The organism is Massilia sp. YIM B02769, from assembly GCF_030411995.1.
Taxonomy (GTDB): Bacteria; Pseudomonadota; Gammaproteobacteria; order Burkholderiales; family Burkholderiaceae_D; genus Telluria.
In genome coordinates this window covers 35,511-53,586 of record NZ_JASNRC010000016.1, presented here as the reverse complement: position 1 = coordinate 53,586, position 18,076 = coordinate 35,511, and the positions used below count along the sequence as shown (strand labels likewise).

The following is an 18,076-nucleotide window of genomic DNA, read 5'->3' as shown; positions in this document are numbered from 1 at the left end:
GATCAGGCAGCCAGGAACTGCTCGACGGCGGCGCGCATGATGCGGTCGGCTTCGGCGATCTGCTCGTCCGAGACGATCAGCGCCGGCGCCAGGCGCACGACGTCGAAGCCGGCCACCAGCAGCATCAGGCCGAGGTTCTCGGCGACCTTGGTCAGGTCCTTGGCGCGGCCCTTGTAGCCTTCGGCCATCGGCAGGCCGATCAGCAGGCCCATGCCGCGTGCTTTGCCGAACAGCTGCGGGTAGTCGGCGCTCAGCTTGTCGAGGTTGGCGAAGATCTTGGCACTGGCTTCCTTCACGCGCGCCAGGAATGCCGGCTGGTTGATGGTTTCGATCACGTTCAGCGCGACGGTCGCGGCCAGCGGGTTGCCGCCGTAGGTGGTGCCGTGCGAGCCGACGTTGAAGTGCTCGGCGATCGCGTTCGTGGTGAGCATGGCGCCGATCGGGTAGCCGTTGCCGAGGGCCTTGGCGCTGGTCAGGATGTCCGGGGTCACGCCGGTGTCCATGTAGGTGTACAGGGTGCCGGTGCGGCCCACGCCCGACTGCACTTCGTCGAAGATCAGCAGCGCGCCGGTCTTGTCGCACAGCTCGCGCAGGGCTTGCAGGTATTCCTTGTTGCCCGGGATGACGCCGCCCTCGCCCTGGATCGGCTCGACGATCACGGCCGCCACGTCATCGAGGATGGCGGCGCGCGCCGCGTCGATGTCGTTGTACGGGATGTGGTTGATTTCCTGCGGCAGCGGCTCGAAGCCTTCGGTGTACTTCGGCTGGCCGCCGACCGACACGGTGAACAGGGTGCGGCCGTGGAAGGACGACAGGCAGGAAATGATGCGCGACTTGTGCGGGCCGAACTTGGTGTGCGCGTACTTGCGCGCCAGTTTCAGGGCCGCTTCGTTCGCTTCCGCGCCCGAGTTGCAGAAGAAGGCGCGGTCGGCGAAGGTGGCTTCGGTCAGGGCCGTACCCAGGCGCAGCACCGGCTCGTTGGTATAGCCGTTGCCGAGGTGCCAGAGGGTGTTGATCTGCTTGGTCATCGCGTCGACCAGCACCGGGTTGCAGTGGCCCAGGCTCGAGACGGCGATGCCGGAGGTGAAGTCGAGGTAGTGCTTGCCTTCCTGGTCCCACACGTCCAGGCCCGAGGCGCGTACCGGCACCATCGCAGCCGGGGCGTAGGTCGGGACGAGGACTTCGTCGAAGGTCTGCCGAGTGACAGGCCGCGTTGTGACACCCGAATCAAGCTTTGCGTTCATGACTTTTTCCTCATCCTAAGTTCGTGACAGGCGCGCCAAGGGCCGGGCGCCGAGTCTGGTCATTATAGGAAGGCTACCAGGCAAGTTCTTACAGAAGTGCGACGGGGATTTTCATTTTTGGCCGGAAGGCCGGTACGGTTTCTCTTGCATCCCGTGTAGCAGCAGAGCAAGGCTACCGGCGGTAGAATTGCCATAGTGACCAGCCGACTTGCGGATCTTCATGCGCCCACCACATACCCGCACGACATTCATCCTGCTTCATCTTGCCTTTGTATTTATATTCGGCGGCTTGCTTGCATTTAGCCTGGGCTCGCTCGTTCCACCCTTTATTCTTGCGCTAGCTCCCTTGCTGGGATTGGCAGGAGCCAATCCGCGCGACAGGCGGACATACTGGATCAGCACGGGCACCGCATTGCTGGTCGTCGGTGTGGCTGTGGCGGGTCTTCTCTACCTTGCAATCGCGAATTTTGCACGTGGGCGGTGGTAACACCCACGCGCTCCATCCATTAAGGGCTTGACCGTATGCCGGTTGAAAACGACTTTCCTTCGTGACGATTCTTTAGCGCTAAGGGTTTTCTTCGCGGACGAAGCTCGTCCGCAAGCTTCCATGTCGTGGCGTCCGGAAGCAGGACCCAGATGACCTTCCATGCATTGCGCCGAACGCCGCCCACCGCATTGGCAAAACGGCTCGGCGAGGTAATTGCCTTCTCATATCGGAGCTGGTCGCCTTCGACGAGCGCGTGGTAATTCTTGCCGTTGAATACCGTGCGCAGCAGGGTTCCATTCGGCAAAAAGACATTCTTCCATTGATAACCGGAAGTAACCGGCATGGCAATTGCGTCCGGCTGGTGTCGGACGAGCCAATCCCGGATGGCAGCGGCGCCGATCTCCCATGCTTCTTTCTTGAAGCCGGACTGGATTACCGCAAGCAAAAGTTGCTGGTGCAACTCGATTGGTATGGGCATGGCCATACCGGGAGTGGGGGTAGGATGATCCATCATTTGCTCGCTTTCACACGATAGAGAACGATATCACACGATATGCATGCGAAAACGTACGAAAGTCGCGCGAATCGATACGATAATGCCGCGAAATCACGCGATGGGAGCACGCTTTCAAGCGATAACGGCGACGGCTGTATAGTCTGTTAGACATACGGATTTCGTATCGTTCGAATTCGTAAACCAATCGTCTATTTGCGTCAAAGAATCGCGCGATTTCGCAAACGTATCGTGCTGTTTCGTGCACGTATCGCTTTAGAACGTGAGGAATCGTGCGATATCGGGTGATCCCGAAGAATCCCTATGATCACTTCCGGAAGGCTTACGCGATTGCTGATGGTTCAGGAGAAAGGAGAAATTGATCAGTCGACAAACTGCCTTTTATTTGACAGCCGTGATCACGATTTTTATTCAAGGACGCAAATGATCTACCTCGCCATCACACCGCAAGGGCTGCATGACATTCTGGAGATTGCAAAGGACAGGCAAATCCATGTTTGGTGCGGAGCCAATGCCTTGTCCGAATCAGCATTTCAAGAGCTATCGTTTAATGGACTGACCCGCTTTAACTACTCGCTTGGGAATGCGGATGCGCTCACGTTGGAAAATGCACTCTCGACCATCGAGGAACATCACCCAGGCGAACGCATCTGGGTTGAGTACGGTGCCTAGAGTTATTCAGCGAGCCTGCGCTGTCGCTCTTCCCGCGGCGTATTCCCGAACAGCGCCCCGAACGCCGTCGAAAAATGCGACCCCGACGAAAACCCGCACATCAGCCCCACCTGCACGATCGAGTAGTTCGTATCGAGCAGCAACTGCCGCGCCCGCGTCAGGCGTAGTTCCAAGTAATAGCGTGACGGCAAACTCCCGAGATACTGCTTGAACAACCGCTCCAGCTGGCGCCGCGACACCCCCGCCAGCTGGGCAATCTCGTCGGTCGACAGCGGCTCCTCGATATTTGTTTCCATTAGCGTCACCGCCTCGGTCAGCTTCGGCTGCAGCACGCCAAAACGCGCCTGCAAGGCCACGCGCTGGCGCTCTTCCTTGCCGCGCACCCGGTCGACACACAGGATTTCCTTCACCTGCGCCTGCACCGTCGAGCCAAAAATGATCTCGATCAAGGTCAGCGCGAAGTCCACGGACGCCGCCCCGCCGCAGCAGGTCAAACGTTCGCCTTCGATTTCGTAGAGATTCGGGGTAAAGACGGCCTGGTCGGCGCGGCTGTCGGCGCCGGCGTACAGCGACCACGGCAGTGCAGTGCGCACGCCGTTCAGCGCGCCGGCCTCGGCCAGCCACAGCACGCCGGCGCCCACGCCGCCCCAGAATGGCGCGGCGCGGCAGCGTTCGACCAGGGCGCGGAAGTTCGCCGGTTTCAGGCCGGCCTGGGCTTCGTCGGCGGCCAGCAGCACCAGATGCCAGTGGCGCTGGGCGTCGCTGGTGAATTTGTCGGGGCTGCGCACGTCCACGTGCAGGCGCTCGGGGCCAAGGATCTTGGCGGCCAGGCGCAGCGGCTGGGCCAGGCCCGACCAGCTCATCGTGTCCGGCTCGCCGGCATTCACGAGCAGCACGCGCAGCGGCTTCTCCTGCGCCAGGCGGGACAGTTCAGCTTGCGGCATTGAAGCGGATCGTGACGTTGTTCACTCGGGAGCAAGCGCGGCGGATGGCCGGCGTTCGGAATTCCATTGGCTGACTATCATACCGGAGATCAACAACAATCCACCCAGCCAGCCCCGCGCCGTCAAGGCTTCGCCCAGCCAGAAGTAGCCGAAGAAGGCGGCGGCGGCCGGCTCGAAGGCGTACACCACCGCCGCTTCGTTGGCCGAGGTGCGCGACTGGCCCCAGGTTTGCAGCGAGATGATGGCGGCGGTGGCGACCACGCCCAGGTAGGCGAAGTTCCAGCCGTGCTGGCCAAGCTTGCTGAATACGCCGTCGAGGTAGGCGGCGCGCGCCGCGGCCTCGCCCGGCAATTCGCGCGCCAGCAGCCACAGCGCGGCGCACAGGCCGACGGTGGCGATCTGGGCGGCAGTCACGGTGAGCAGGCGCGTGGCACGCCGGGTCTGCACTTCCATCACCTTGATGTAGACGCCGAAGCACAGTGCGCTCATCAGGGCGAGCGAGTCTCCAGTTCCCCAGGCGCCGCCGTCCCAGCACAGGGCGGCCAGGCCGGCAATCGACATCACCAGGGCCAGCACGATGCGGCGTTCCGGCAGGCGGCCGGCGAGTACGCCCAGCAGCGGCACGACCAGCACGTTCAGGCCGCAGATGAAGGCGTTGCGGTTTGAGCTGGTCAGGGCCAGGCCCTCGACCTGGAACACGAAGCAGAAAAACAACAAGGCGCCGAGGATGGCGCCGGCACGCATGTCGGCCAGTTTGCCGCGCCACAGGAAGGGCGACAACAATATGGCGGCAAGGACAAAGCGCACGAGAATGATCCAGACCGCCGAGAAATGGCCAGTCAGGTCTTTCATTGCCGGGAAGGTCGTGCCCCAGACCAGTGTGACGAGCAAGAGAGCGAATATGCCGTGGAGATGGCGGGTCATGGACAGGGGGCGCGGGCAAAGCGCGTATGGTAACGCGCCTCGCCCATAAAAGGCCAACCGTCATCGCAGGCAGGCCGCCGACGGCTATAATCTCCCTTCATGGGGGAACGATATTTAAAGAGCGTCCGCTTGCTGGCCGAATGCCTGCAGGGCTTCGAACGGTATTCGGGCGAATCCGTGCGCCAGTACGGTTTAACGCATGCGCAGTTCGATATCATCGCCACACTCGGCAATACCAGTGGCATGAGCTACAAGGAGCTTGGCAAGCGCACCCTGATTACCAAGGGCACGCTCACCGGCGTCATCGAGCGGCTCGAGCAGAAAAACTTGGTGCTGCGCGAACGCAGCCTTGAGGACAAGCGCTCGTATTTCGTGCGCCTGACCGAACGCGGCGACGCGGTGTTTCGCGATGTGTTCCCGAAGGTGGTTGCACACGGAAAGCAATTATTCGAGGATTTCAGCGATGCCGAATTCGACGAGGTCGATGGCGCGCTGAAGAAATTGCGCGAACGGATACTCGGGGCAGGACGCCCTTCCCCTTCATTACCACAACAAAAGGAATCATCTTGAAAACTTCCCTGATCGACGGCAAGAAGCCGGCCCACTTCGACAAGCACATCATCGGCAATATCCTGCTCGACATCGCTCCGGAGGCCGAAGTGCGCGAGGAAGCCATGCTGATCGGCGTGCGCAACGAAGACGGCGAAATCTACCGCCTGATCGGCGCGACCAAACTGAGCAGCTTCATGAACGCCGTCGAGGAACTGTTCGACCTGGGCCTGGTCGACGAACTGCAAGACACCGAAGAGCCGAAGGAAGACTGCGACGCCATCTTCAGCGAGCCTTGATCGGGAGACGTTTGGCGTTGTAAAAAGATGCTTTGGAGCAAATACTCCGAAGTGTGGCTGTTCGCAGGGAGTATAATTTTTCGATGGACAGACTAGACGCCCTCAAGAGCATCGCCGCCCAGGCCATCCGCGGCGAGCTCAGCTTCCCGACGAATGTCGACGCCACGCTCAAGCTGCAGCGTGCGCTGAACGATCCCGATTGCCACGCCGACCTGGCAGCGCGCCTGGTGCAAGCCGAGCCGCTGCTGGCCGCACGCACTGTTGCGATCGCCAACTCCGTCACCTACAACCGCGCCGGCAACGACGTGACCAACGTGCGCGCCGCCGTGCAGCGCGTGGGTTTTCGCACGCTGGGCGCGCTGGCGGCGTCGGTGATCGTGCGCCAGTTGAGCAGCGAGATCACCGATCCCGTCTTGCGCGCCAAGGCGGATCAATTGTGGCGCCACTCGGCCCACGTGGCGGCGCTGGCCCAGGTCATTGCGCGCCGGGTGTCGTTTGTCGATCCGGAGACGGCGATGTTTGCCGGCATCGTGCATGAGGTAGGCGGGTTCTACCTGCTGTCGCGGGCGCACGCGTATCCGGGGCTGATCGAAGGCGGCGCCGAGGATTGGCTGGAGCATGGCGAAGTGGCGATCGGCCGCGGCGTGCTGCTCAAGCTGGGCGTGCCGGCGCCGGTGATGGGGGCGATCGAGGCCATGTGGAATGGCATGCGCGCCTTGCCGCCGGAGACCCTGGGCGATACCTTGTTGCTGGCGAACGATTTGTCGCCGGAGCATTCGCCTTTGCTGGAGCGGCCGGGTGCGACCAGTGTGCAGGCGGCGGCGACCATCGATTTCGCGGTGGGCGACGGGACGCTGGCGCGCATCATGGAAGAGTCGGCGGAAGAGGTGCAGAGCCTGACGTCGGCGTTGTTATAAGGCGGTCGGATCGACCGTTCGTGGGGCTGTTGCCTGCGCTGTTATCGGTTTGCATGGTCCGCGTGGGCACGGGGTGCCCACCGTACGGTCGCCGTTATCGGCAAGTTCGCACAAAAACCCTCATCGCTCGCAGCGAGATCATTCGAAACGCGGATACGCAATGTAGCCCGTACGGTGGGCACTCCGTGCCCACGCGGATTCAACCCACCATTAACGCCAACAGGCAACAGCCCCGATAACGCCCGCGAGCTGCCCTTCCATCCACGCAAAAAAAATGCCCACTCCAAACGGAGCGGGCAAAGTCCAAAACTAGGGATGTCCTGAAAGAGACAGCTCCACTATAGTTCCCGGTTCCCGCACACTCTGTGCGCCAATTCACATTCATGTGACATTTCTGCGTGATTCGCCGCACAAGCAAACCGGGCAAAAAAAAACCCGCTCCAAACGGAGCGGGTGAAGTCCAAAACTAGGGATGTCCTGAAAGAGACAGGTCCACTATACGGTTCGGCCACCCGGGCGCTCTGTGCGATAACTCACACAAGGCCAGGAAATGTCACATATCGACAAATTCCTTGTAAAAATCGATATCCGAAAAGAGCTTATAAACAAAAAAAGCCGCCACGGCTTTCACCGTGGCGGCTTTTTCATGCGAGGCGAATACCGGGCGCGTCAGACCACCGCGCCATCGGTCTCGTCTTTTTCCTTGACCGGCTTGATCAAATCCTCGCGCTTCACGCCGAACCACATTGCCAGCGCGGCAGCCACGAACACCGACGAGTAAATACCGAAGCAGATACCGATCGTCAGCGCCATCGCGAAGTAATGCAGCGACGGGCCGCCGAAGAACAGCATCGACAGCACCATCATCTGGGTCGACGCGTGGGTGATGATGGTACGCGAGATGGTGCTGGTGATCGCGTGGTCGATGACCTCGGTCACGCTCATCTTGCGCTGCTTGCGGAAGGTTTCGCGGATACGGTCGAAAATCACCACCGATTCGTTCACCGAGTAACCCAGCACCGCCAGGATCGCCGCCAGCACCGTCAGCGAGAATTCCCACTGGAAGAAGGCGAAGAAGCCCAGGATGATGACCACGTCGTGCAGGTTGGCCAGGATCGCGGCCACGGCGAATTTCCACTCGAAGCGCACGGCCAGGTAGATCACCACGCCGACCACGACCATGATCAGCGCGTGCAGGCCGCTTTCGGCCAGTTCGTCGCCGACCTGCGGGCCGACGAAGTCGACGCGCTGCAGGGTCACCAGCTCGGCGCCGGCTGCATTCGCGCAGCTGGTGCGTTCGATCTGCTGGCCCTTCTCCGTCACGTTGATCTGTTTCGGGGTACCGCCTTCCGAAGCGCAGACCGCCTTGAAGGCTTCGCCCGACACGGTCGAGCCGGCCGCGGTCTTCACCGGCGGCAGGCGCAGCATGATGTCCTGGGCGGTGCCGAAGCTCGCCACTTCCGGCGCTTCATGGCCGATCGAGCGCAGCGTCGTACGGATCTTTTCCTGGTCGGCAGCATGCGGGTAGCGCAGCTCCATCACGGTACCGCCGGTGAATTCCACCGAGAAGTGCAGGCCCTTGGTCACCAGGAAGAACACGGCAGCCACGAAGGTCAGCGCCGAGATCACGTTGAAGATCAACGCGTGGCGCATGAACGGGATGTCCCGTTTGATTTTGAAAAATTCCATGACAGTTCCTCGTCCTTATTTCTTTTCAGCGGGCAGGCCCGGCGTCCACACCGTACCGACCGACAGCTTGGTCACTTTCTTGCCGCGGCGGCCGTACCACAGGTTCACGAAGCCGCGCGAGACGAACACGGCCGAGAACATCGAGGTCAGGATGCCCAGGGTGTGCACCACGGCGAAGCCGCGCACCGCACCGGTACCGAAGATCAGCAGCGCCAGGCCGACGATCAGGGTGGTCACGTTGGAGTCGAAAATCGTGTCCCAGGCGTGGCTGAAACCATGCGTGATCGCCTGCTGCGGCGTGGCGCCGGCACGCAGTTCCTCGCGAATACGCTCGTTGATCAGCACGTTGGCGTCAATTGCCATACCGAGGGCCAGCGCGATTGCCGCGATACCCGGCAGGGTCAGGGTGGCCTGCAGCATCGACAGCAGGGCCAGCAGGAACAGCACGTTGGCCGCCAGCGCCACCGCGCTGAACACACCGAACATGTGGTAGTAGATGATCATGAAGACGGCAATCGCCACGAAGCCCCACAGGGTCGAGTGCAGGCCGCGCGAAATGTTTTCGGCGCCGAGCTGCGGGCCGACCACGCGTTCCTCGATGAATTCCATCGGCGCCGACAGCGCGCCCGAGCGCAGCAGCAGCGCCAGTTCATTCGCTTCCTGGGCGTTGCCGATGCCGGTGATCTGGAAGGTCGAGCCGAGTTCGCTCTGGATGGTCGGCGCCGACGGTACGGTGTACTTGCCCTTCTCTTTCAGCAAAATCGCCATGCGCTTGCCGACGTTTTCACGGGTCACCAGGCGGATCTTGCGGCCGCCGTCGCCGTTCAGGTCGACAGAGACGGCCGGCTGCTGGTTCGAGTCGAAGCTGGCAACGGCGCCGGTGATGTAGTCGCCGGTCAGGATGATGTCTTTCGACACCACGATCGGGGCGCCACGGCCTTCGGTGAACAGTTCCGAGTTCAGCGGAATCGCGGCCGACAGTTCGGTGCCCGGGGTCACGGTCGGGTCGACCAGGCGCAGTTCCAGGGTGGCGGTGCGGCCGATCAGGTCTTTCGCGCGGGCCACGTCTTGCACGCCCGGCAATTGCACGATGATGCGGTCGGCGCCCTGGCGCTGGATGACCGGCTCGGTCACGCCGAGTTCGTTGATACGCTTCGACAGGGTCGAGATGTTCTGGTTGACGCCTTCCTCGACGATGCGCTTGAGCGCCTCGGGCTTCATGGTGGCGATCAGCTTCAGTTCGGTGCCGTCGGCGGCATCCGCCAGCGTCAGGTCGGCCATCTGCTTGCCCAGCACGTTGCGGGCGGCGCTGCGGGTCTGCTCGTCGCGGAAAGACACTTCGATGGCGTTGCCGTTGCGTTCGATGCCGGCATGGCGCACGTTGTTGTCGCGCAGGATGCTGCGGACACTGGTCTGGGTGCTCTTGACGCGGGTTTCCAGCACGGCTTTGGAGTCGACTTGCAGCAGGAAGTGGACGCCGCCGCGCAGGTCGAGGCCGAGGTTCATCGGCAGCGCGCGCACCGCCTGCATCCAGGCCGGGGTGTTCTTCACCAGGTTGACGGTGACGATGTAATCGGGGTCGGTCTGGTCACGGTTCAGCTGGCGTTCGAGCGCGAGCTTGGCCTTGAACTGGGCGTCGGTGCTGTCGAAGCGGGCACGCACGGCGGTCGAGTTGCCGGAGCCGTCGAGCGTGACCTGGTTGGCCGGAACACCTTCGCGTTTCAGCACGTCGGCAATCTGGGCCGAGGTGTCGCTCGTGATCTTGACCGTTGTTTTGCCAGTCGTCACTTGCAACGCCGGCGATTCGCCGAAGTAGTTGGGCGCCGTGTACAGCGCGCCCAGCAGGAGCGCGACAGCGATCAGTATGTATTTCCAGAGCGGATAGCGATTCATGATGTTCCAGCGTTCTATGTTGAGCGGCGTGCGGCCCGTTGACAGGGCCGCAGCGCTTGGCTTACAGGGACTTCAGGGTGCCCTTCGGCAGCAGGGTGGTGACGGCGTTCTTTTGCACGATCATCTCGGTGCCGGTCGCGATTTCCAGGGTGACGTAGGCGTCCTTCACCTGCACGACGCGGCCCAGGATGCCGCCGGCGGTGACCACTTCGTCGCCCTTGGTGAGCGCATCCATCATCGCCTTGGCTTCTTTCTGGCGCTTCTGCTGCGGGCGAATCATCAGGAAGTACATGACCACGAACATGATCAGGATCGGCGAGTAGCCGAGCAGACTGCTCATCATGTCTGGATTGGCTGCGGCCGCGGTTTGCGCGTAAGCGTTGGAAATGAACACAAGGACTCCGATTATGAGATAAAAAAAACAGCGCTGTATTCTAGCACCGGCGAACTGCCAGCGGCCATTCCGCCGCATGTGGGGTTGGCTGTAAAAAATGCAAGTAGGAAATCTACAACGGTGCACCCGCATTCCCTTGGGTGTTGGGTTGACCTTGTAGGGTGGGCACCTGTTCCCACGCGGTCGTACCGATGCATACCGTACCCTTTATGCTCGCAATATTCAATTGATCAACCAAGACACCGGTGGGCACAGAGTGCCCACCCTACAAATTCTCAACGAAAGTGGGCACTCACATTTGCGGGTGGCAAGCACGGATTCAGCACCGCGGTTATCATCCTCGTCCCGCGCTGCAACATCGAACCAGCCGCGCTGGCTCCCGCTTAATCCAGTCAAAGAAAACCACCCATGTCAGCACTCTTCACCCCCTATACCCTCAAGGACGTCACCCTGCGCAACCGCATCGCGGTGCCGCCGATGTGCCAGTACAGCGCCACCGATGGCTATACCAACGAATGGCACACCACCCACTACGAAAGCATCGCCCGCGGCGGCGCCGGCCTGGTGATCGTGGAAGCCACCGGCGTCTCGCCGGAAGGCCGCATCACCCCGGGCTGCCTCGGCCTGTGGTCGGATGAGCACGTGCCGGGCCTGGCGCGCATCGCGGCCGGCATCAAGGCTGGCGGCGCCGTCGCCGGCATCCAGATCGGCCACGCCGGCCGCAAGGCCAGCGCCCAGCGTCCCTGGGAAGGCGACGACCACATCCCGGCGAGCGACCCGCGCAGCTGGGAAACCATCTCGCCGTCGGCCGTCGCCTTTGGCGCCAACCTGCCGCAGGTGCCGAAAGAGATGACGATTGCCGACATCGAGCGCGTGAAAGCCGACTTCGTCGCCGCCGCACGCCGCGCACTGGAGGCAGGCTTCGAGTGGCTGGAGCTGCACTTCGCCCACGGCTACCTGGGCCAGAGCTTCTTCTCGGTCCATGCGAACAAGCGTACCGACGCATACGGCGGCGACTTCGCCGGCCGCAGCCGCTTCCTGCTCGAGACCCTGGCAGCCGTGCGCGAAGTGTGGCCGGACCGCCTGCCGCTGACGGCGCGCTTCGGCGTGATCGAGTTCGACGGCCGCGACGAAGAAACGCTGGCCGAGTCGATCGAGCTGGCGCGCCAGTTCCGCGCCGCCGGCCTGGACATGCTGAATGTGAGCGTAGGCTTTTCGACGCCGGATGCGAGCATTCCGTGGGCCTCGGGCTTCCTGGCGCCGATCGCCGAACGCGTGAAGCGCGAAGCGGGCATTCCGGTGGCGTCATCGTGGAATATCGATTCGCCGGCCGTCGCCAACCGCGTGGTGGAAGAAGGCCAGATGGACCTGGTCATGATCGGCCGCGCGCACCTGGGTAATCCGCACTATACGTATGCGGCGGCCAAGGCGCTGGGCCAGGACAAACCGTCGTGGACGCTGCCGGCGCCGTATGCGCACTGGCTGGAGCGCTACCGCGCGGCGGAGTAATGAACTAGAAGTGAATAAAAAACGCGGCTCGATGGCCGCGTTTTTTATTCGGGTGGGCGAAGGTGCGTAAAAACGCGTGGGCACGGGGCGCCCACCCTACGTCATTGCGGCCGCTGGCCTTGATTATGTAGGGTGGGCGCCCCTGTGCCCACGCGTTCAACCACGCCAAGCATGATCGCGAGCCAATTACACCCCGCGTGACCGATCCGCCGCAAACCGCACGCGGAACGCATTGAACCCATCCGCATCGATCGCATCGCGCATCTCCTGCATCAGGTTCAGGTAATAGTGCAGGTTGTGAATCGTGTTCAAGCGCGCCCCCAGGATCTCGTTCGAGCGATGCAGGTGGTGCAGGTAAGCGCGCGAGAAGTTGGTGCAGCAGTAGCAGCTGCACGACTCGTCCAGCGGCGCCGTGTCTTCCTTGTAGCGCGCATTCTTGATCTTCACGTCGCCGAAGCGCGTGAACAGCCAGCCGTTGCGCGCATTCCGGGTCGGCATCACGCAGTCGAACATGTCGACGCCGTTGGCCACGCCTTCCACCAGGTCTTCCGGCGTACCCACGCCCATCAGGTAGTGCGGTTTGTTTTCCGGCAGGCGCGGGCCGACGTGGGCCAGGATGCGCTTCATGTCTTCCTTCGGCTCGCCCACCGACAGCCCGCCGATCGCCAGGCCCGGGAAGTTGATGTCCTCCAGCGCCGCCAGCGACTCGTCGCGCAGGTGCTCGTACATGCCGCCCTGGACGATGCCGAACAGCGCGTTCGGGTTTTCGCCGCCCTTGAACTCGTTCATCGAACGCTGGGCCCAGCGCAGCGACATGCGCATCGACTTCGCCGCTTCTTCGGCGGTGGCCGCGCGGCCGTCGATCTCGTACGGCGTGCACTCGTCGAACTGCATCACGATGTCCGAGTTCAGCGCGCGCTGGATCTGCATCGACACTTCCGGCGACAGGAATTTACGGGAACCGTCGATCGGCGAGGCGAAGGTCACGCCCTCTTCCGTGATCTTGCGCATCGCGCCCAGCGAAAACACCTGGAAGCCGCCCGAGTCGGTGAGGATCGGCTTGTCCCAGCCCATGAAGCCATGCAGGCCGCCGAACTTGTTGAACACCTCGATGCCCGGGCGCAGCCACAGGTGGAAGGTGTTACCGAGGATGATCTGCGAGCCGACGGTTTTCAGTTCGGTCGGGTCCATCGCCTTGACCGAGCCATAGGTCCCGACCGGCATGAAGATCGGGGTTTCGATGGTGCCGTGATTGAGTTTCAGGCGGCCGCGGCGCGCATGCGACAGGCCGCTGGTGTCTTTCTTCAGGAGCGTAAATTCGAGCATCGTGTTTATTTTGAAGTAGTGGTCAGCAGCATGGCGTCGCCGTAGCTGAAGAAGCGGTATTCGTTGGCGATGGCGTGCGCATAGGCCTTGCGGATTTCTGCGTAGCCGGCAAAGGCCGACACCAGCATCAGCAGGGTCGATTTCGGCAGGTGGAAGTTGGTGATCAGGCGCGTCACCGTCTTGAAGGTGTAGCCCGGCGTGATGAACAGCGCGGTGTCGGCGCTGCCGGCCACCAGTTCGCCGCTCTGCGAGGCCGACTCCAACGCGCGCAGCGACGTGGTGCCGACGGCGACAACGTCACGGCCGGCGGCCTTCGCTGCACGCACCGCATCCACAGTCTCCTGGCCGATGGTGTACCACTCGGTATGCATCTGGTGCGCGGACAGGTCTTCCACCCGCACCGGCTGGAAGGTGCCGGCGCCCACGTGCAGGGTCACGTAGGCGATGTTCACGCCCTTGGCGGCCAGCCTGTCGAGCAGCGGCTGGTCGAAGTGCAGGCCGGCGGTCGGCGCGGCGACGGCGCCCGGTTCCTTCGAATACACGGTCTGGTAGCGCTGCTCGTCGAACTCGTCGGCGTTGTGCTCGATGTAGGGCGGCAGCGGCAGGCGGCCGTGGGCCTCGATCAGCTCGAACACGTCGCCCTCGAAATGGAGGGTGAAGAATTCGCCGGCGCGCTCGCCGGTGGTGACGTCGAAGGCGTCGGCCAGGCGGATGCGGTTGCCGGGCTTCGGCGACTTGGAAGCGCGCACCTGGGCCAGCACGGTGCGGCTGTCCAGGACGCGCTCGACCAGCACCTCGACCTGGCCGCCGGTTTCCTTGACGCCGAAGAAGCGCGCCTTCAGGACGCGGGTATTGTTCATCACCAGCAGGTCGCCGGCTTGCAGCTGGTCGAGGATGTCGGCGAAATGGCGGTCGGTAATCTGCTCGCCATCGAGCTGCAGCAGGCGCGACGCGCTACGGTCGGGCAGCGGCAGTTGCGCGATGCGCTCGGGCGGCAAGTCGAAATCGAAATCGGAAAGCGAGTACATTCTGTTCATTTCTGGGAAAATGGGGGCTGGCAGCTTTACAATACGGGCTGCAGCGCGTGCGGCGAACCCTCTATTTTACGTCAGCCCGCGCCAAAATGCCGCAGATATGCCTTCGCCAAAACCCACTTCCGCCCCGAAAACCACAGAAAGCAAGCTCGCCCGCCTCGGCCTGCGCACCGACATGGACCTGGTGCTGCACCTGCCGATGCGCTACGAGGACGAGACCAAGATCGTGTCGATACGCGAGGCCTGCCTGCGCGGCGGCCATGTGTCGCAGATCGAGGGCGTGGTCACGAAAAACGAGATCAGCTTCAAGCCGCGGCGCCAGCTGCTGGTGACGATTGCCGACGAATCCGGCGACATCCTGCTGCGCTTCATGAATTTCTACGGCAGCCAGGTCAAGCAGTTGGCCGAAGGCGTGCGCGTGCGTGCGCGCACCGAGGTCAAGCACGGCTTCTTCGGCGCCGAGATGGTCCATCCCACTTACAAGGTCGTCAACGAAGGCGCGCCGCTGCCGACTTCGCTCACGCCGGTGTATCCGTCGGGCGAAGGCCTGTCGCAGCCGATCCTGCGGCGCGCGATCGGCGACGCCATGAAGCGGGTCGACTGGACCGATACCGTGCCGCCGGCGGTGCGGCACCACCTCGGCCTGGGCGACTTCGAGCCGTCGGTGAAGCTGCTGCACTACCCGCCGAAGGATGCCGACGAATACGCGCTGATGGACAAGTCGCACCCGGCCTGGACGCGCATGAAGTTCGACGAACTGCTGGCCCAGCAGCTCTCGCTGAAACGGGCCCAGCGCGCACGCCGCGACAAGGGCGCGCCGACGCTGCGCACGGTGGGCAGCCTGTCCGAAGCCTTCCTCCAGACCCTGCCTTTCAAGCTGACCAAGGCCCAGGCGCGCGTGGTGAAGGAAATCAGCGCCGATTTGCGCGAGGGCTATCCGATGCAGCGCCTGCTGCAGGGCGACGTCGGCAGCGGCAAGACCGTGGTGGCGGCGCTGGCCGCCGCCCAGGCCATCGACTCGGGCTACCAGGCCGCCCTGATGGCGCCGACCGAGATCCTGGCCGAGCAGCACTTCCGCAAGATCGCCGCCTGGATGGAGCCGCTCGGCGTGAAGGTGGCCTGGCTCACCGGCAGCCTGAAGAAGAAGGAAAAGGCCGCCGCCAGCGAGATGGCGGAAACCGGCGAGGCGCACCTCGTAATCGGCACCCACGCCCTGATCCAGGACACCGTGCAGTTCGCGCGGCTTGGGCTGGTGCTGGTCGACGAGCAGCACCGCTTCGGCGTCGGCCAGCGCCTGACCTTGCGCAACAAGGGTAGCGACGGACTGGTGCCGCACCAATTGATGATGTCGGCCACGCCGATCCCGCGCACCCTGGCCATGACCTACTACGCCGACCTGGAAGTGTCGGTGATCGACGAGCTGCCGCCGGGCCGCACGCCGATCGTCACGCGCGCCATCGACCAGAACCGGCGCGACGAAGTGATCGAACGCGTGCATGCGGCCGCGCTGGAAGGGCGCCAGGCCTACTGGGTGTGCCCGCTGATCGAGGAATCCGAAGCCCTGCAGCTGCAGACGGCCACCGAAACCTACGAGACCCTGGCCGAAGCCCTGCCCGACTTGCAGGTGGGCCTGGTGCACGGGCGCCTGAAGCCGGCCGAGAAGCAGGTGATCATGGACGCCTTTTCCGCCGGCGAGATCCACGTGCTGGTGGCGACCACCGTGATCGAGGTCGGCGTCGACGTGCCGAATGCCTCGCTGATGGTGATCGAGCACGCCGAGCGTTTCGGTTTGTCGCAGCTGCACCAGCTGCGCGGGCGTGTCGGCCGCGGCTCGGCGGCCAGCGTCTGCCTGCTGCTGTACCAAAGCCCGCTGGGCCAGGTGGCCAAACAGCGCCTGATGACGATGCGCGAAACCACCGACGGCTTCGAGATCGCGCGGCGCGACCTGGAAATCCGCGGCCCGGGCGAGTTTCTGGGCGCGCGCCAGTCGGGCCAGGCCATGCTGCGCTTTGCCGACCTGGAAACCGACCAGTGGCTGGTGGAAGAGGCGCGCGACGTGGCGGCGAGCCTGCTGGAGAACGAGACGCCGCAGAACGTGGCCATCGTCGATGCCCACCTGGCGCGCTGGCTGGGCGGACGCGAGGAATTCCTGAAGGTGTGATCTGAAACCCAAGCGGGGGTCAGGTCTGACATTCGGACACGGCCTCAGCGGTAGACGCGAAATCGCATCCGGATTGGTCGGCAACCTGCTCGCGCAAGTCCGATAATGCAGAGTTCGTGTCCGAATGTCAGACCTGACCCCGGCTTTTATTTGTGCCATGGTGTGACAATTCGATAGACATTTGGCCCCTGTTTGGAGATATCGTTGCGTCCGGAGCAATACGCCTGCGTGGCGCGCTCCCACCGATAACAACAAACAGGACTCGGCCATGCCCTTTCTCGGACTCGGACTTCACATCCTCGTTGCGCTCTTCTTCGCGGTCCACGCGGTGCGCACCGGGCGCCAGATGTATTGGCTGCTGATTCTCTTTTCCTTCCCGCTGCTGGGCAGCCTGGTCTACTTCGCGGCGGTCTTCCTGCCGCACTCGCAGATCGAGCGCCAGGCGCGCCTGGCCGGCCGCGCGCTCGGACGCACCCTCGACCCCGGCCGCGAAGTGCGCGAAGCGCAGAACGACTTCGACCTGACCCCGACCGCCTACAACCAGATGCGCCTGGCCGGCGCCCTGCTCGACAACGGCCAGAGCGCGGAAGCGGTGGCGCAGTACGACGCCTGTTTGCAGGGGCCCTTCGCCGCCGACCCGGAAGTGATTTTCGGCGCCGCGCGGGCGAAGCTGGCGAACCGGCAGCCGGAAGCGGCGCTGGCGCTGCTGGCGCCCTTGCAGGCCAAGCAGCCGGGCTTCCGTCCTGAAGAAATGGCGCTGGCGCTGGGCCGCGCGTATGCCGGCTGCGGGCGGCAGGAGGAAGCGGGCGCGCAGTTCGAGACGGCGGTGCAGAAGTTCGGCGGGATCGAGGGGCGCGTGGAGCTGGCCTTATGGGCGCTGGAGAATGACAAGGGCGACCTGGCCGAGCGCGAACTGAAGGAGATCGCACACGCGCGCAAGCACATGACCAAGTACACGCGCGGGTTGCATCAGGGTTTGTTCAAGCGGCTGGATGCGGCGACTGGTGGGAAACGCGGCTGAATCCCTGATCCAGCCTTGTACTGGTGGGTTCGAGAACCCGCCCTACGCCTGGGATGGTAGGGTGGGTCGGTCCGCGTGCGGCTCGAACCCACCACCCGCGAACGCCGAAAACCATCGCCGCCCTCAATCCACCCGCGTCAACTCCACCCCATCCACCGTCATCTTCCACTTGTCACCCTCGCGGTGCGGCGGCTTGCTGACCACGAAAGTCGAGCGCACGAAAGCCGCGCCGACGTCGAAATTATCGCCATGGAAGCCCTGCAGGTCGACGCTGAGATCCAGCTGCTTGCCCGGCCGGTCGCGCTTGTACTTGACCTTGCCGTCCTTGCCCATCTGGATGCGCATGTCCTTGCCCTGCCAGTCGCCGACATAGGCCAGCTTATCGGCAGGGACGGGAACGGGTTCGGCATGGGCCGCCAGCGGCAGCAGGCAGGCGGCGAGGATGGCGGCGCGAAGGGTATGCATGTTGAACTCCGGGTCAGGAACACATCGATGAACA

17 protein-coding genes are annotated in these 18,076 nt (G+C 63.3%); 7 read left to right on the top strand and 10 right to left on the bottom strand.

Translation table 11 applies throughout. The annotated features are described in order from the left end of the window. Window positions 1-2: 2 nt before the first annotated feature. Window positions 3-1,244: an acetylornithine/succinylornithine family transaminase gene (gene astC, locus QPK31_RS22655; RefSeq protein ID WP_290425155.1), complete on the bottom strand. Its 1,242-nt coding sequence runs from the start codon at window positions 1,242-1,244 to the stop codon at window positions 3-5. Window positions 1,245-1,750: 506 nt separating this feature from the next. Then, entirely contained in the window at window positions 1,751-2,209 is a 459-nt protein-coding gene (locus QPK31_RS22650; protein WP_290425154.1) for a hypothetical protein, read from the bottom strand. Window positions 2,210-2,668: 459 nt separating this feature from the next. Here QPK31_RS22650 and QPK31_RS22645 point away from each other — a divergent pair, with 459 nt between their 5' ends. Further along, window positions 2,669-2,917 carry a hypothetical protein gene (locus QPK31_RS22645; protein WP_290425153.1) on the top strand — a complete coding sequence of 83 codons (249 nt, stop codon included), beginning with the start codon at window positions 2,669-2,671 and terminating at the stop codon, window positions 2,915-2,917. A 2-nt stretch (window positions 2,918-2,919) separates the two neighbouring features. Here the strand turns inward: QPK31_RS22645 and QPK31_RS22640 are convergent, their stop codons facing one another. After that, complete coding sequence (locus tag QPK31_RS22640; protein ID WP_290425152.1) at window positions 2,920-3,861, bottom strand: GlxA family transcriptional regulator; 942 nt, start codon at window positions 3,859-3,861, stop codon at window positions 2,920-2,922. Window positions 3,862-3,882: 21 nt separating this feature from the next. After that, window positions 3,883-4,785 (bottom strand): DMT family transporter, encoded by a 903-nt coding sequence (locus tag QPK31_RS22635; protein ID WP_290425151.1) that lies wholly within the window; start codon window positions 4,783-4,785, stop codon window positions 3,883-3,885. 99 nt (window positions 4,786-4,884) lie between these two features. Between QPK31_RS22635 and QPK31_RS22630 the strand changes: the two genes are divergently transcribed. From QPK31_RS22630 to QPK31_RS22620, 3 genes are all read left to right on the top strand, one after another. Next, window positions 4,885-5,355 (top strand): MarR family winged helix-turn-helix transcriptional regulator, encoded by a 471-nt coding sequence (locus tag QPK31_RS22630; RefSeq protein WP_290425150.1) that lies wholly within the window; start codon window positions 4,885-4,887, stop codon window positions 5,353-5,355. After that, on the top strand, window positions 5,352-5,633 hold the full coding sequence (locus QPK31_RS22625; protein ID WP_290425149.1) for a hypothetical protein: 282 nt from the start codon (window positions 5,352-5,354) through the stop codon (window positions 5,631-5,633). The genes QPK31_RS22630 and QPK31_RS22625 overlap by 4 nt, the downstream gene beginning before the upstream one ends. Before the next feature lie 83 nt (window positions 5,634-5,716). Beyond that, complete coding sequence (locus tag QPK31_RS22620) at window positions 5,717-6,550, top strand: HDOD domain-containing protein (RefSeq protein WP_290425148.1); 834 nt, start codon at window positions 5,717-5,719, stop codon at window positions 6,548-6,550. 669 nt (window positions 6,551-7,219) lie between these two features. On the opposite strand, the gene secF is transcribed toward QPK31_RS22620, so the two are convergent. The 3 genes from secF to yajC form a co-directional block, all read right to left on the bottom strand. Continuing rightward, window positions 7,220-8,239 (bottom strand): protein translocase subunit SecF, encoded by a 1,020-nt coding sequence (gene secF / locus QPK31_RS22615; protein ID WP_290425147.1) that lies wholly within the window; start codon window positions 8,237-8,239, stop codon window positions 7,220-7,222. 15 nt (window positions 8,240-8,254) lie between these two features. Then, window positions 8,255-10,132: a protein translocase subunit SecD gene (gene secD / locus QPK31_RS22610; RefSeq protein ID WP_290425146.1), complete on the bottom strand. Its 1,878-nt coding sequence runs from the start codon at window positions 10,130-10,132 to the stop codon at window positions 8,255-8,257. A gap of 61 nt (window positions 10,133-10,193) precedes the next feature. Next, the gene (gene yajC, locus QPK31_RS22605; protein WP_290425145.1) at window positions 10,194-10,472 is read right to left on the bottom strand and encodes a preprotein translocase subunit YajC; all 279 of its coding nucleotides are present in this window, start codon (window positions 10,470-10,472) and stop codon (window positions 10,194-10,196) included. Between the two features lie 462 nt (window positions 10,473-10,934). On the opposite strand from yajC, the gene QPK31_RS22600 reads away from it, so the two are divergent. Further along, window positions 10,935-12,035 carry an NADH:flavin oxidoreductase/NADH oxidase gene (locus tag QPK31_RS22600; protein WP_290425144.1) on the top strand — a complete coding sequence of 367 codons (1,101 nt, stop codon included), beginning with the start codon at window positions 10,935-10,937 and terminating at the stop codon, window positions 12,033-12,035. Window positions 12,036-12,221: 186 nt separating this feature from the next. On the opposite strand, the gene tgt is transcribed toward QPK31_RS22600, so the two are convergent. Together tgt and queA are read right to left on the bottom strand one after the other, a co-directional pair. Beyond that, window positions 12,222-13,361, bottom strand: a complete 1,140-nt coding sequence (gene tgt, locus QPK31_RS22595; RefSeq protein WP_290425143.1) for a tRNA guanosine(34) transglycosylase Tgt — start codon at window positions 13,359-13,361, stop codon at window positions 12,222-12,224. A gap of 5 nt (window positions 13,362-13,366) precedes the next feature. Further along, complete coding sequence (gene queA / locus QPK31_RS22590) at window positions 13,367-14,389, bottom strand: tRNA preQ1(34) S-adenosylmethionine ribosyltransferase-isomerase QueA (protein ID WP_290425142.1); 1,023 nt, start codon at window positions 14,387-14,389, stop codon at window positions 13,367-13,369. A 106-nt stretch (window positions 14,390-14,495) separates the two neighbouring features. On the opposite strand from queA, the gene recG reads away from it, so the two are divergent. Further along, complete coding sequence (gene recG, locus QPK31_RS22585) at window positions 14,496-16,556, top strand: ATP-dependent DNA helicase RecG (protein WP_290425141.1); 2,061 nt, start codon at window positions 14,496-14,498, stop codon at window positions 16,554-16,556. A gap of 268 nt (window positions 16,557-16,824) precedes the next feature. Beyond that, window positions 16,825-17,577 (top strand): hypothetical protein, encoded by a 753-nt coding sequence (locus tag QPK31_RS22580; protein WP_290425140.1) that lies wholly within the window; start codon window positions 16,825-16,827, stop codon window positions 17,575-17,577. A 123-nt stretch (window positions 17,578-17,700) separates the two neighbouring features. Here the strand turns inward: QPK31_RS22580 and QPK31_RS22575 are convergent, their stop codons facing one another. Then, complete coding sequence (locus QPK31_RS22575; protein ID WP_290425139.1) at window positions 17,701-18,042, bottom strand: hypothetical protein; 342 nt, start codon at window positions 18,040-18,042, stop codon at window positions 17,701-17,703. Between the last annotated feature and the right edge of the window lie 34 nt (window positions 18,043-18,076).

Bases quoted from the DNA above. Each gene is read 5' to 3' on its own strand.
- astC (WP_290425155.1), bottom strand. From the start codon at position 1,244: ATGAACGCAAAGCTTGATTCGGGTGTCACAACGCGGCCTGTCACTCGG.
- QPK31_RS22650 (WP_290425154.1), bottom strand. From the start codon at position 2,209: ATGCCCATACCAATCGAGTTGCACCAGCAACTTTTGCTTGCGGTAATC.
- QPK31_RS22645 (WP_290425153.1), top strand. From the start codon at position 2,669: ATGATCTACCTCGCCATCACACCGCAAGGGCTGCATGACATTCTGGAG.
- QPK31_RS22640 (WP_290425152.1), bottom strand. From the start codon at position 3,861: ATGCCGCAAGCTGAACTGTCCCGCCTGGCGCAGGAGAAGCCGCTGCGC.
- QPK31_RS22635 (WP_290425151.1), bottom strand. From the start codon at position 4,785: ATGACCCGCCATCTCCACGGCATATTCGCTCTCTTGCTCGTCACACTG.
- QPK31_RS22630 (WP_290425150.1), top strand. From the start codon at position 4,885: ATGGGGGAACGATATTTAAAGAGCGTCCGCTTGCTGGCCGAATGCCTG.
- QPK31_RS22620 (WP_290425148.1), top strand. From the start codon at position 5,717: ATGGACAGACTAGACGCCCTCAAGAGCATCGCCGCCCAGGCCATCCGC.
- secF (WP_290425147.1), bottom strand. From the start codon at position 8,239: ATGGAATTTTTCAAAATCAAACGGGACATCCCGTTCATGCGCCACGCG.
- secD (WP_290425146.1), bottom strand. From the start codon at position 10,132: ATGAATCGCTATCCGCTCTGGAAATACATACTGATCGCTGTCGCGCTC.
- yajC (WP_290425145.1), bottom strand. From the start codon at position 10,472: ATGAGCAGTCTGCTCGGCTACTCGCCGATCCTGATCATGTTCGTGGTC.
- QPK31_RS22600 (WP_290425144.1), top strand. From the start codon at position 10,935: ATGTCAGCACTCTTCACCCCCTATACCCTCAAGGACGTCACCCTGCGC.
- tgt (WP_290425143.1), bottom strand. From the start codon at position 13,361: ATGCTCGAATTTACGCTCCTGAAGAAAGACACCAGCGGCCTGTCGCAT.
- queA (WP_290425142.1), bottom strand. From the start codon at position 14,389: ATGTACTCGCTTTCCGATTTCGATTTCGACTTGCCGCCCGAGCGCATC.
- recG (WP_290425141.1), top strand. From the start codon at position 14,496: ATGCCTTCGCCAAAACCCACTTCCGCCCCGAAAACCACAGAAAGCAAG.
- QPK31_RS22580 (WP_290425140.1), top strand. From the start codon at position 16,825: ATGCCCTTTCTCGGACTCGGACTTCACATCCTCGTTGCGCTCTTCTTC.
- QPK31_RS22575 (WP_290425139.1), bottom strand. From the start codon at position 18,042: ATGCATACCCTTCGCGCCGCCATCCTCGCCGCCTGCCTGCTGCCGCTG.